Source organism: Yoonia sp. JB2-21, assembly GCF_055693545.1.
This window is the reverse complement of record NZ_JBVFUC010000001.1, coordinates 2,194,013-2,207,727: the sequence shown is the minus strand read 5'-3', so window position 1 is coordinate 2,207,727 and position 13,715 is coordinate 2,194,013. Positions and strand designations below refer to the sequence as shown.

Annotated in this window: 7 protein-coding genes; 2 read left to right on the top strand and 5 right to left on the bottom strand. The window is 54.2% G+C overall.

Annotated elements, in window-relative coordinates; translation table 11 throughout:
• Window positions 1–291: 291 nt before the first annotated feature.
• Window positions 292–1,671 carry an IS1182 family transposase gene (locus tag ACZ1G5_RS11000; RefSeq protein WP_472731407.1) on the top strand — a complete coding sequence of 460 codons (1,380 nt, stop codon included), beginning with the start codon at window positions 292–294 and terminating at the stop codon, window positions 1,669–1,671.
• Between the two features lie 156 nt (window positions 1,672–1,827).
• Here ACZ1G5_RS11000 and rpoC read toward each other — a convergent pair whose 3' ends face one another.
• From rpoC to rpoB, 3 genes are read right to left on the bottom strand one after another with little or no spacing between them, the layout of a single operon-like run.
• Complete coding sequence (gene rpoC, locus ACZ1G5_RS10995) at window positions 1,828–6,072, bottom strand: DNA-directed RNA polymerase subunit beta' (protein ID WP_472732877.1); 4,245 nt, start codon at window positions 6,070–6,072, stop codon at window positions 1,828–1,830.
• Window positions 6,069–6,374, bottom strand: coding sequence for a hypothetical protein (locus tag ACZ1G5_RS10990; protein WP_472732876.1), 306 nt, complete (start codon window positions 6,372–6,374; stop codon window positions 6,069–6,071). The genes rpoC and ACZ1G5_RS10990 overlap by 4 nt, the downstream gene beginning before the upstream one ends.
• Window positions 6,364–10,503, bottom strand: a complete 4,140-nt coding sequence (rpoB, locus tag ACZ1G5_RS10985; protein WP_472732875.1) for a DNA-directed RNA polymerase subunit beta — start codon at window positions 10,501–10,503, stop codon at window positions 6,364–6,366. Before rpoB ends, ACZ1G5_RS10990 begins: the two co-directional genes overlap by 11 nt.
• Window positions 10,504–10,929: 426 nt before the next feature.
• Between rpoB and ACZ1G5_RS10980 the strand changes: the two genes are divergently transcribed.
• Window positions 10,930–12,213, top strand: coding sequence for a DUF4238 domain-containing protein (locus tag ACZ1G5_RS10980; protein WP_472732874.1), 1,284 nt, complete (start codon window positions 10,930–10,932; stop codon window positions 12,211–12,213).
• Window positions 12,214–12,592: 379 nt separating this feature from the next.
• Here the strand turns inward: ACZ1G5_RS10980 and rplL are convergent, their stop codons facing one another.
• Window positions 12,593–12,967 carry a 50S ribosomal protein L7/L12 gene (gene rplL / locus ACZ1G5_RS10975; protein WP_472732873.1) on the bottom strand — a complete coding sequence of 125 codons (375 nt, stop codon included), beginning with the start codon at window positions 12,965–12,967 and terminating at the stop codon, window positions 12,593–12,595.
• A gap of 69 nt (window positions 12,968–13,036) precedes the next feature.
• Window positions 13,037–13,549 carry a 50S ribosomal protein L10 gene (gene rplJ / locus ACZ1G5_RS10970; protein ID WP_472732872.1) on the bottom strand — a complete coding sequence of 171 codons (513 nt, stop codon included), beginning with the start codon at window positions 13,547–13,549 and terminating at the stop codon, window positions 13,037–13,039.
• Between the last annotated feature and the right edge of the window lie 166 nt (window positions 13,550–13,715).

Below are 13,715 nucleotides of genomic sequence, written 5' to 3'. Positions count from 1 at the left end.
GTGCGTTCGTGCGCAGTCGGTAACGAAATTGACGTGTAGCATGGTCGTCACCACCGATCTTGGGAGAGTCTTCAGGTCTCAACGAAATGTCTCAGCGCAATCACACAACCCATTCGCTGAGTTGCGGTCTGGAGGGCAGCACGGGCCCAAAAACCAAAAAGGTCAATGAAGCTGCGGTTTTCTATTTCTAAGAGGATCGGTCGGTTTGGGCTGATTGTGTTGAAAAACTCTGCTTGTTTGGCGAGCTGATCGCTGATTCAATTTCGGTATTCATACTGGAGGTTGATTGCGATGATGGGACCGAAGCAGGAAGCGCAGGCGGCCTTGTTCTATGAGTTCTCGCTTGAAGATCACGTCCCGCAAGATCACCTGCTGCGTGCGATTGATCGGTTCGTTGATCTCAGCAGCATTCGCGCCCATCTGACGGATTTCTACAGCCACACAGGCCGCCCATCGATTGATCCGGAATTGATGATCCGCATGCTGCTGGTTGGATACTGCTTTGGCATCCGGTCCGAGCGTCGGCTCTGCGAAGAGGTGCATCTGAACCTCGCATATCGCTGGTTCTGCAAACTCGATCTGTCAGATTCGATCCCCGATCATTCAACCTTCTCCAAGAACCGGCATGGACGGTTCCGTGACTGCGATCTGTTCCGCCATCTATTTGAGACGGTCGTGGAGCGCTGCATGGCTGAGGGTTTGGTTGGCGGCGAGACCTTTGCGATAGATGCCAGCATCATCCAGGCCGATGCCAACAAGCAATACTCAGCGTCAAAGGCGGAATGGGAGGCCGCGCAGATCGACCCGGCGGTCGTTCCGCGAGCCGTGCGGGAATATCTTGAGACATTGGATGACGCCGCATTTGGTGCCGCAAGCGATACGACACCAAAGTTCACATCCTTCTCTGATCCCGCCAGCCAGTGGACAGGTGCGTTGAAAGGACCAGCATTCTTTGCCTATTCGACCAATTATCTGATCGATACTGACCATGCGATCATTCTGGATGTCGAGGCGACCCGCGCCATCCGTCCGGCTGAGGTTGGGGCAACCCAAACAATGCTGACCCGCACGCGAGACAGGTTCGATCTTTTTCCAGACCGGCTGGCAGCGGACACCGCCTATGGTTCAGGCAACATGCTGGGTTGGCTGGTCGATCAAGACATTGAACCGCACGTTCCAGTGATCGACAAATCAGATCGCAAAGACGGGACATTCACTAATCTCGAGTTCCGCTACGATCCAGCCACAGACGAATACACCTGCCCTGGTGGCAAACCCCTCAAGAAGTACTGGCGTAAGATGCGCACCCCGCGCACCGGCGTTAGTAAGGATGGCATCAAACGGTACTACGCCAGCAAGACACACTGCTCCACCTGCGCCCTCAAAGAACGCTGCACGCCCAACAAAGATGCCCGCATTGTCTCACGGCATGTCCATGAGGCGGCGCGTGACAAGGCACGCGAGATCGCCAAGACAGACGCATATGCCGAAGCCAGCAGACGACGAAAGAAGGTCGAAATGCTCTTCGCCCATCTCAAGAAGATCATGCGGCTCGACCGCCTGCGTCTGCGCGGACCAAACGGTGCGAAAGACGAATTCCTCCTCGCCGCAACCGCCCAAAACCTCCGCAAACTCGCCAAACTGCGCCCAATGCGCCCCGCGATGACATAAGATCGACGCCAGCCACAATAAACACTCACATCATCGCGCTTCTCAAACCGAGTTTTTCAACACAATCGGCTCAAAGTCGCCATTCATCCCCCAAACAAAAAAGGCCCCCACTTATGTGGGGGCACTTTTCAATTCGTATCAAGCTGCGCTTAAGCGTTATTCACTTTCTGGCGTTTCAACCACATCGCTAAAGACCTGATCGTCAGCCGTCGCATCTGCCATCTCCATCGGCGCGGCCAAACGTGCAGCTTCCTCAGCCTCTTCACGGCGCGCTTCGATCACGACGTTGTCGCGATCTTGGGCCACGCGGCGCACCTGCTGTGTCGCACCACCTGTCCCGGCGGGGATTAGACGGCCCACGATGACGTTCTCTTTCAGACCGATCAGCTTGTCACGCTTACCTTGCACGGACGCTTCGGTCAGAACGCGTGTCGTTTCTTGGAACGATGCAGCCGAGATAAACGAACGTGTCTGCAACGACGCTTTGGTGATACCCAACAAGATCGGCTCACCCTGCGCAGGGCGGTCGCCGCGCGCAAGTGCCTTGGCGTTGGCTTCATCAAACTCGGCCTTATCGACGTTCTCGCCTTTCAGCAGAACGGTGTCACCACTGTCCTGAATCTCCCACTTCTGGAGCATCTGACGCACGATGACTTCGATGTGCTTGTCGTTGATCTTCACACCCTGCAGGCGATAAACGTCCTGCACTTCGTCGATCATATAGTCCGCAAGCGCCTCGACCCCCATAACCGCAAGAATATCGTGCGGGGCTGGGTTACCATCCATGATATAGTCGCCCTGCTGGACAAAATCACCTTCCGCAACCGGAATGTGCTTACCCTTGGGCACCATGTATTCGACCTTCACCTCTGCATCATCAGAGGATTCAATCGCGATGCGACGCTTGTTCTTATAGTCCTTGCCAAAGCGCACGTAGCCATCAATTTCAGCGATGATTGCGTGATCTTTCGGACGACGCGCCTCAAAGAGTTCGGCCACTCGTGGCAGACCACCGGTAATGTCTTTTGTCTTGGCACCCTCACGTGGGATACGCGCGACAACGTCACCGGCTTTGATCTCTTCGCCGTCTTCAACGGACAGAACCGCATCCACGGACATCGGATAGGCAACAGGATTGCCATCTTCCTTGACCGCAGCTTCGCCATCCTTGCCCAGCACGATGATCTTTGGTGCAAGCTCATTGCCTTTGGGTGCCGCACGCCAGTCAGACACGATGCGCTGGGTCATACCCGTTGCATCATCTGTGTCTTCACGGACTGCGATCCCGTTGACCAGATCGACGTATTTGGCTGTACCGGACTGTTCGGCGATGATCGGCAGGGTATATGGATCCCATTCGAACATTTTGTCACCGCGCAGGATGTCCTGCCCGTCTTTGACAAAGACCTTTGAACCGTAACCAACCTTATGGCTGGCAAGCTCGTTCTCATCTGCATCCATGATCGACAGGGTCATGTTGCGACCCATGACAACCATTTCGCCAGCGGCATTTTCCAGCAGGTTTTCGTTGTCGAAACGCACCTTGCCGGGCTGTGATGCCTCTTGGAACGATTGCTGGCCACCTTGGGCAACACCACCAATGTGGAATGTCCGCATGGTCAGCTGTGTGCCCGGTTCGCCGATGGACTGCGCGGCAATGATGCCAACAGCCTCACCAATGTTCACGCGGGTACCGCGGGCCAAATCACGACCGTAGCACATCGCACAGACACCATCTTCGCTTTCACATGTCAGCGGTGAGCGGATGCGCATCTTGCCGATGCCTGCCACGTCGATCATGTCGGCTTTGCGTTCGTCGATCAGCTCACCTGCCTCGACAATCACCTCATCCGTGCCCGGCTTGATGACATCATCAGCAGAGACACGGCCCAGCACACGCTCGGCCAGTGAAGCCACAACCTCACCGTCGTTGACCGCAGCCTCAGCCGTGATCGCGCGCTCTGTTCCGCAATCGACCTCTCGGACGATGCAGTCTTGGGCGACGTCCACCAGACGACGTGTCAGGTAACCAGAGTTCGCCGTCTTCAACGCCGTATCCGACAGACCCTTCCGGGCGCCGTGGGTGGAGTTGAAGTATTCAAGAACGGTCAGACCTTCCTTAAAGTTCGAGATGATCGGCGTTTCGATGATTTCGCCGTTCGGCTTGGCCATCAGGCCGCGCATCCCGCCCAGCTGTTTCATCTGTGTGACCGAGCCACGCGCACCGGAGTGGGCCATCATGTAAACCGAGTTCGGTTCACCCTGAGAGCCGTCTTCCATCGTTGGCGTTGTACCAATCGTGGCCATCATCGCATCGGTGACTTTGTCGTTCGACTTTGACCAGGCATCGACAACTTTGTTGTACTTTTCGCCCTGAGTGATCAGGCCGTCCATGTACTGCTGTTCAAAGTCTTTCACCTGCTCGCGCGTCTCGTTCACGAGGTCCCATTTGGTATCGGGCACAACCATATCGTCCTTACCGAACGAAATGCCCGCCTTGAACGCTTCGCGGAAGCCCATGGTCATGATCTGGTCACAGAAGATGACAGACTCTTTCTGACCGCAGTAGCGGTAAACAGTGTCGATAACCTGCTGCACTTCTTTCTTGCGCAGCAAACGGTTGACCAAGGCAAATGGCGCTTTGGCGTTCAACGGCAGCAACGCACCAAGGCGCAAACGGCCCGGCGTTGTTTCAAAGCGCATCTGCACTTCGTTACCTTCATCGTCGATCTGCGTCATGCGCGCATTGATCTTGGCGTGCAGGTGCACCTCACCAGCGGTCAGCGCATGTTCAACTTCTTCAATATCGCTGAAGTTCATGCCCTCACCCTTCATGCCATCACGCATGATGGTGGTGTAGTAGAGACCCAAGATCATATCCTGCGATGGCACGATGATTGGCGCACCGTTGGAGGGCGACAAGACGTTGTTCGTGGACATCATCAGAACGCGGGCTTCCAACTGTGCCTCAAGGCTCAGAGGGACGTGAACCGCCATCTGGTCACCGTCAAAGTCGGCGTTGAACGCAGAACAGACAAGCGGGTGCAACTGGATCGCTTTACCTTCAATCAAGACAGGTTCGAACGCCTGAATACCCAAACGGTGCAGTGTTGGCGCACGGTTCAGCATGACAGGGTGTTCGCGGATCACCTCATCCAAGATATCCCAAACCTCTGGACGCTCTTTTTCGACCAGTTTCTTGGCTTGCTTCACGGTGGAAGACAGACCTTTGGCTTCAAGACGCGAATAGATGAACGGCTTGAAGAGTTCGAGCGCCATCTTTTTCGGCAAACCACATTGGTGCAGCTTCAACTCTGGACCGGTCACAATGACCGAACGACCGGAAAAGTCGACGCGCTTACCCAAAAGGTTCTGACGGAAGCGACCCTGCTTGCCCTTCAACATGTCAGACAGCGATTTCAACGGACGCTTGTTGGCGCCGGTGATTACGCGGCCACGACGGCCGTTGTCGAACAGTGCATCGACAGATTCCTGCAACATCCGCTTTTCGTTGCGGACGATAATGTCAGGTGCGCGCAGTTCGATCAGACGCTTGAGACGGTTGTTGCGGTTGATCACACGACGATACAGATCGTTCAGGTCAGACGTCGCGAAACGGCCGCCGTCCAATGGAACCAGTGGGCGCAGTTCTGGTGGGATCACAGGGATCACAGTCAGAACCATCCACTCGGGGCGGTTGCCACTTTCAAGGAAGCTTTCGACGATCTTCAAACGCTTGATGATCTTCTTAGGCTTCAACTCGCCTGTGGCCTCTTTGAGGTCAGCGCGCAACTGCTCTGCCTCGGACTCAAGGTCGATCTGGGACAGCATTTCGCGGATCGCTTCAGCACCGATATTGGCTTGGAATGCATCCATGCCGTAAAGGTCTTGCGCGTCGTTGAACTCTTCCTCGGTCATCAACTGGCCGTAGGTCAGATCCGTCAGGCCGGGCTCGATCACCACGTAGTTTTCAAAATACAGGATGCGCTCCAGATCACGCAGCGTCATGTCCAGCATCAGGCCGATGCGGGATGGCAGCGACTTGAGGAACCAGATGTGCGCAACGGGGGCGGCCAGTTCAATGTGGCCCATACGCTCACGACGCACTTTTTGCAGCGTAACTTCTACACCGCATTTCTCGCAGACAACGCCGCGATACTTCATGCGCTTATATTTACCGCACAGGCATTCATAGTCTTTGATCGGGCCAAAGATACGTGCGCAGAACAGGCCGTCACGCTCTGGCTTGAACGTCCGGTAGTTGATGGTCTCCGGCTTCTTGATCTCACCAAAGGACCACGACAGAATCCGCTCTGGTGAGGCCAAGGAGACCTTGATTTCGTCAAACGTTTTCGCCGGTGTGAGCGGGTTAAACGGGTTGTTTGTCAGTTCCTGGTTCATTTTTGAACCTCCGCAAAATTAAATGAGCAAAAGCCTAAGTGGTTCATACCATCACCATAATAAGTGACAGAAAACAAAGGCACATTCTCGTTTTGATCGAAACCCAAAATCACTCTGACGGTTCGGTCATTTACTTTAGCTTTGCCAATCGAGGTAGTTCGGATGTTCTCTTCGTTAACAGCGTACGGATCAGCCAAGTCTACAGATCGCCAATCAAAATCGCTGGCAGAAAGTTCTTTAGAACCAACTTGGAGAACGCCGTCAGAGATTTCGGGGGGTAAACGAATGACATCACTCTTCATCCTCCGCATCCAGGAGTTCCATGTTGAGGCCGAGGCCCCGGACTTCTTTCACAAGCACGTTGAACGACTCTGGCACGCCGGCCTCGAAGTTGTCCTCGCCTTTGACGATGCTTTCATAGACTTTCGTCCGCCCTGCCACGTCATCCGACTTCACAGTCAGCATTTCCTGCAAGGTGTAAGCCGCGCCATATGCTTCCAATGCCCAGACTTCCATTTCCCCGAAACGCTGACCACCGAACTGGGCTTTACCGCCAAGTGGTTGCTGCGTGACAAGGCTGTAAGGCCCGGTGGAGCGTGCGTGAATTTTGTCGTCGACAAGGTGGTGCAATTTCAGCAGGTATTTCACGCCTACTGTGACCTTGCGACTAAACTGCTCACCAGTACGACCGTCAAACAGAACCGACTGACCAGAGGTGTCGAACCCGGCACGCACCAGCGCGTCGTTCACGTCAGCCTCTTTCGCGCCGTCAAAAACAGGTGTCGCAATTGGTACACCGTTCACAACGTTGCCCGCTGCTTCAACCAGCTCGTCCTCGTCCATGCCAGCGATGCCTTCGTCATAGACGTTGTCGCCATAGACGATCTTCATCGCGTCACGCACAGGTGTCAGATCACCCGAGCGGCGGTATTCACCCAGCGCGTCGTCAATCTGAATGCCAAGGCCACGTGCAGCCCAGCCCATGTGAGTTTCCAGAATCTGACCGACGTTCATACGCGATGGCACGCCCAGCGGGTTCAGACAGAAGTCAACCGGTGTACCGTCTGCAAGGAACGGCATGTCTTCCATGGGAACAACCTTGGAAATAACACCTTTGTTGCCGTGACGGCCGGCCATTTTATCGCCGGGCTGCAGCTTGCGCTTCACAGCCACGAAGACTTTGACCATCTTCATCACACCCGGGGGCAGATCATCGCCGCGACGCACTTTCTCGACTTTGTCCTCGAAACGGGCATCCATGGCACGCTTCTGGATTTCGTACTGTTCGTTGAGTGCTTCGACGATCTTGGCATCATCTTCGTCAGCCATTGCCAACTGCCACCACTGGCCGCGTGTCAGTTCGGAAACGCTTTCCTCTGAGACGATAGAACCGGACTTAAAGCCCTTCGGCCCCTTGGCTGCCTTTTTGCCGCTGATGATGTCCCAAAGACGCGCATAGATGTTACGGTCAAGAATGACCAACTCATCGTCGCGGTCACGGGCAAGGCGTTCAACCTCTTCACGCTCGATCTGCAAGGCACGTTCATCTTTTTCCACGCCGTGGCGGTTAAAGACGCGGACCTCTACGACCGTACCAAAGTCACCAGGTGGCAGACGCAAGGATGTGTCACGCACATCGGATGCTTTTTCACCAAAGATGGCGCGCAAGAGCTTTTCTTCCGGCGTCATCGGGCTCTCGCCCTTCGGTGTGATCTTACCGACAAGGATATCTGCGGGGCCCACTTCGGCACCGATATAGACGATACCCGCTTCGTCGAGGTTGCGCAGGGCTTCCTCGCCGACGTTTGGAATATCGCGTGTGATTTCCTCTGGCCCAAGCTTGGTGTCACGGGCAGCGACTTCAAATTCCTCGATGTGGATCGAGGTGAAGACGTCGTCGCGCACAATACGCTCAGAGATCAGGATGGAATCTTCGTAGTTATAGCCATTCCACGGCATGAACGCGACGACCACGTTTTTACCAAGAGCCAATTCACCGATGTCGGTGGATGGGCCATCAGCCACAACCTGGCCCTTTTGCACCTTGTCACCCACCTTCACCAGCGGACGCTGGTTGATGCAGGTGTTCTGGTTCGAACGCTGGAACTTGCGCATGCGGTAAATGTCGACGCCCGCGTCGCCCAGCTCCAGATCTTCGGTTGCACGGATCACGATACGCTGGGCATCGACCTGGTCAATGATCCCGGCACGTTTCGCCATGATGGCCGCACCTGAGTCGCGCGCCACAACTTCCTCGATACCGGTCCCCACCAATGGGGCCTCGGCCTGAAGCAGTGGAACCGCCTGACGCTGCATGTTCGAACCCATCAAGGCCCGGTTCGCATCGTCGTTTTCAAGGAACGGGATCAAGGACGCCGCAACAGACACCAGTTGCTTTGGCGACACGTCGATCAGATCCACGTTTTCACGTGGGGACAGCGTGTAGTCACCGTTCTTACGGGTTGAGACCAACTCGTTATTGAACGTGCCGTCTTCGCCCATATTGGCGTTGGCCTGCGCCACTGTGTGACGCATTTCTTCGGTCGCGGACATGTAGGACACTTCATCAGTGACCTTGCCGTCTGTGACCTTGCGGTATGGTGTTTCGATGAAGCCGTATTTGTTCACGCGGGCGAACGTGGCCAGTGAGTTGATCAGGCCAATGTTTGGCCCTTCCGGTGTCTCAATCGGGCACATACGACCGTAGTGGGTTGGGTGCACGTCGCGCACCTCAAAGCCTGCACGCTCACGTGTCAGACCGCCGGGCCCAAGTGCGGACAAGCGGCGCTTGTGCGTCACTTCGGACAGCGGGTTGGTTTGGTCCATGAACTGTGACAGCTGGGACGAACCAAAGAATTCACGCACGGCTGCGGCAGCAGGCTTGGCGTTGATCAGGTCCTGCGGCATCACAGTGTCGATCTCAACCGATGACATACGCTCTTTGATCGCGCGCTCCATACGCAACAGACCAACGCGATACTGGTTTTCCATCAGTTCACCGACAGAACGGACACGACGGTTACCAAGGTGGTCGATGTCATCAACATCGCCCTTGCCATCACGCAGTTCGACCAGCGCCTTGATACAGGCGACGATGTCTTCCTTGCGCAGGGTACGCATTGTGTCTTCGGCATCCAGATCAAGACGCATGTTCATTTTCACGCGACCAACGGCGGACAGGTCATAACGCTCGCTATCAAAGAATAGCGTATCGAACAGGGCCGACGCTGAATCAACGGTCGGTGGCTCGCCCGGACGCATGACGCGGTAGATATCCATGAGGGCCGTTTCGCGGTTCATGTTCTTGTCCGACGCCATTGTGTTGCGCATGTAAGCGCCCACTGTGACGTTATCGATATCCAGCACGGGGATTGTCTTGATGCCCGCATCAACCAGATCCTTGAGTGTACCACCGATGACTTCGCCATCTTTGTCCATCTCAAGCGTCAGCTCATCACCAGCTTCGACATAGATCGCGCCGGTTTCTTCGTTGATGATGTCCTCGGACACAAACTTGCCCAGAATGTTCTCGTAAGGGACAGACAACTCTGTCACTTCGCCCGCGTCGATCAACTTCTTGACGGAACGTGGTGTAACCTTCTCACCCGCTTTGGCGATGACTTCACCGGTCTTGGCATCAACCAGATCATGGGTCGGACGTGTACCACGCACGCGCTCTGGGAAGAACTTGGTGGTCCAAGCCTTGCCCTTCTTGTCCAACTTGTAGTCAACCGTGTTGTAGTAGGCATTCATGATGCCTTCCTGATCAAGACCCAGCGCATAAAGCAGGGTGGTCACAGGCAGTTTACGACGACGGTCGATCCGGCAGAACACGAGGTCCTTGGCGTCAAATTCAAAGTCCAGCCAGCTGCCGCGGTATGGGATAATGCGGCAGGCAAACAGCAGTTTACCGGAAGAATGGGTTTTGCCCTTATCGTGATCAAAGAACACGCCTGGGGAGCGGTGCATCTGGGATACGATCACGCGCTCAGTGCCGTTGACGACAAAGGTGCCGTTCGGCGTCATCAAAGGCATATCGCCCATGAACACGTCTTGTTCTTTGATGTCCTTGACGGACTTGGCACCTGTGTCTTCGTCAACTTCAAACACGATCAGACGAAGGGTCACCTTCAGCGGCGCGCTGTAGGTCATGTCACGCTGCTGACATTCCTCAACATCGTACTTTGGCTTTTCCAACTCGTACTTGACGAACTCAAGCACGGCGGTTTCGTTGAAATCCTTGATCGGGAACACCGACTGGAAGACACCTTTGATGCCTTCACCGTCAAGCGGTGTATCACTGTCGCCAGAGCGCAGGAACAAATCATAAGAGGATTTCTGAACCTCAATAAGGTTCGGCATTTCAAGTACTTCACGGATTTTACCATAGTACTTGCGTAGACGTTTCTGACCAAGGAAGGTTGAAGCCATGTGAGCCGGGTCTCCATAATGTCGTAAACGCGCTTTGGCTGGGATACCAAAACGCGTCCGATTTACGGTGAGGATCGTTTCAATACCTGAGGTGTATCCCAAACACCTCTCCCGAAACGACCAACTTACCTGTCAAAACGCGCGAAAACAGGCGCTTTGAAAGATAAGTTTCAAATGAGTAAGTTTTGCTATTTCCGAATGCTGCGCCGACCAGAACCGACCAAGTAAGAGAGATTCGGGTAAAGTTCAAGGGTTTTAAGGAAAATCAATGGGTTTTTAGGGGTGTGATTGTATGAGACTATCTCATGGAGCTGCGCAACCGTCGAGGCCAGTGGCGCAGGCAGTGCTGCGGTTTGCAGGATGGGGAACCTATTAAGAACTTTTGATGTTGGATTGATACTGCATATAGGCGCATAAGAGCATCCCATGTCACAAGACTACAAGCATAACCACTACGTACCTGAATGGTACCAGAAGCGCTTTCTGCCGAAGGACCAGCACAAGCAATGGTATTTAGACCTCCGACCTGAGAAGAGGTCCGTAAATGGTTACACATACACCCGGCGCGACCAACTGCACTGGGGGCCCGCCAAATGCTTTGCCCAAGATGATCTGTATACCACGAAGTGGGGCAGTATCGAAAACCGGGACATAGAAAGGTTCTTTTTCGGGTACTTTGACAATGCGGCACCTTCAGCAGTCGAACATTTCGCAAGCTTTGAGTTCAATTCACGGTCTAGCGATGCCTTTAACACGCTGCTTCCGTATATGAGCGTGCAAAAGTTGCGTACACCTAAGGGGCTTGGGTGGCTGCGATACGTTTTCGGTGGAACCAACAAGAACCAAACGCTTGATCAAATGCAGCGCATTCAGAACATTTTCTGTAACATCTGGGGCGAAGCGATTTGGCAAATCGCTGACGCAAGTAAATCTCCAACCAAGTTTATCATCTCAGATCATCCAGTGGTTGCCTACAACCGCGAGTGCTTCCCAGGATCAAAATGGTGTCAAGGTTTCAATGATCCAGATATTCGGATGGCAGCCACACACACCTATTTCCCACTTTCACCGGACAAACTACTTGTTTTGACAAACCTAGCGTGGGTGCGCGATCCCTTTCAAGACCCACTAAAACTGAGACCAAATCCAAAATTCTTTCGGCCAGCCGCGGTATTCAATGTGATGAGCATTCAGCACCACAGATACCTGTCGGAAGAAGAAGTCGTAGAGATAAACTACATCACCAAGAAAAGCGCCTTCAGATACATCGCCGCGCCAAACAAGGAATGGCTCTTCCCGGAAGATCGGCTTCGCTCGACGCATTGGCGCAAGCTGGGAGATGGCTATTTGCTCATGCCAGACCCCCGGCACATCCATGGAGGCGGCACAACTCTCGTAGGCTTTGATGGCGGAGGAAGCGATGGATGGGACGCATACGGTCGCAAACCATGGCAAGCTGGTTATGAGGACAAGAATTTGGAGGAACATGAGTGGAAGACCATGCAAAAATTCAAAGCCGAATGGGCAGCCGAGTACGGGCCGGAATACCGAGGCGTTAAGCTGGAGCATGGCGACCGCGAAATCAGATGGTCAATGGGCAATGAATACCATCAGTCCGAGTGCAAAAGAGATAATGAGTACACCAAACGGGCCGGTGAAAAGGCGCGAAGACGGCGATTGAAGCGGCGTGCCAGAGATCTAAAAAATTAGCAGTTGTTGCGCTCAACTTTAGGTTATAGTTGTAAAATGTACTGCGAACGCATTACCAGTAGGTTTGGGATAAGACCGAAGATTGGCCCGGCGAGCACAACGCTGTAACATCCACCTCAACACTTCTTTAACCCCTCTCCCCCGCACGCACCGTTAAACTACCCAATCGCGTACATCTGTATGTACAGCTTATGTACGCAATACATACGCCATGTGTACGCCACAAAACGCCGCGAAACTTAGGCGTTAAGGTCTGTCACGCAGGTTTGTCTCAAAACGCACCTGACACCCCCACCGACCGTTGCGTCCCCCACCCATCAGACACAAAAAAACCGGGCCACTGACGCGACCCGGCTCTTTTTGATCAAACCGATCTGGCTTAGGCCAGTTCGACCTCTGCGCCAGCTGCTTCCAGCTTGGCTTTGATCTCTTCAGCTTCTGCTTTTGCAGCGCCTTCTTTGATCTTGCCACCAGCTTCGACGAGGTCTTTGGCTTCTTTCAGGCCAAGACCTGTGATGCCGCGGACTTCTTTGATGACGTTGATTTTGGATGCGCCAGCATTCTTGAGAACGACGTCGAATTCTGTCTTCTCAGCAGCAGCTTCGCCACCACCGTCAGCAGGGCCAGCCATCATGACTGCGCCGCCAGCAGCAGGTTCAATGCCATACTCGTCCTTGAGGATGGTTTTCAGTTCTTGTGCTTCGAGAAGGGTCAGACCAACGATCTCTTCAGCAAGTTTTTTCAGATCAGCCATTTTATGCTTTCCGTTTCAGTTATGTGTGTTCCAACGTGGGGATGACACCCCCAAGTCAATTCAGATGCTTTATGCAGCTTTCTCTTCGATGGTTGAGAGAACGCTTGCGATGTTCGAAGCAGGCGCGCCAATGGCCCCGGCGATGTTGCTTGCAGGTGCACCGATGCAGCCCACGATAGAAGCAATAAGCTCCTCGCGTGATGGCATACCGGCAACCGCTTTCACACCAGCGACGTCCAGTGCTGTCTCGCCCATAGCACCGCCGAGGATGACCAGTTTGTCATTCTCTTTGGCGTACTTGTCGACAACCTTCGCCGCAGCGACAGGGTCTTCAGAGTAAGCGAGTACAGTCATGCCTTCGAGATATTCGGCAATGCTTGCGCATGGCTTGCCCTCGAGGGCGATTTTGGCGAGCTTGTTCTTGGTTACGCGTACAGCACCGCCCGCTTCACGCATGTGCGCGCGCAGATCCTGCATTTCAGCAACTGTCATGCCTTCGTAGTGGGCAACCACTACAACGCCAGAGCTTTCAAAGATCTGGCCGAGGTCTTCGACCAGCTGTTCTTTTTGTGCTCTATCCACAGTTTTACTCCAATTGTGGTACCGGATCAGGCCCGGCACCGGCTCTACTTTTGTCAAACGGCTGATGCCGCTCAACAGTCTACAGTCCGTGTGTTTACGGGGGTGAGCCAGAGAAAACAGAGGAGAGCCCCTGGGGTATCTGGTCTATCCCGTCTCAGGCAGGAAT

Excerpts from the sequence above, each read along its gene's own strand:
- ACZ1G5_RS11000 (WP_472731407.1), top strand. The coding sequence starts at position 292 with ATGATGGGACCGAAGCAGGAAGCGCAGGCGGCCTTGTTCTATGAGTTC.
- rpoC (WP_472732877.1), bottom strand. The coding sequence starts at position 6,072 with ATGAACCAGGAACTGACAAACAACCCGTTTAACCCGCTCACACCGGCG.
- ACZ1G5_RS10990 (WP_472732876.1), bottom strand. The coding sequence starts at position 6,374 with ATGAAGAGTGATGTCATTCGTTTACCCCCCGAAATCTCTGACGGCGTT.
- rpoB (WP_472732875.1), bottom strand. The coding sequence starts at position 10,503 with ATGGCTTCAACCTTCCTTGGTCAGAAACGTCTACGCAAGTACTATGGT.
- ACZ1G5_RS10980 (WP_472732874.1), top strand. The coding sequence starts at position 10,930 with ATGTCACAAGACTACAAGCATAACCACTACGTACCTGAATGGTACCAG.
- rplL (WP_472732873.1), bottom strand. The coding sequence starts at position 12,967 with ATGGCTGATCTGAAAAAACTTGCTGAAGAGATCGTTGGTCTGACCCTT.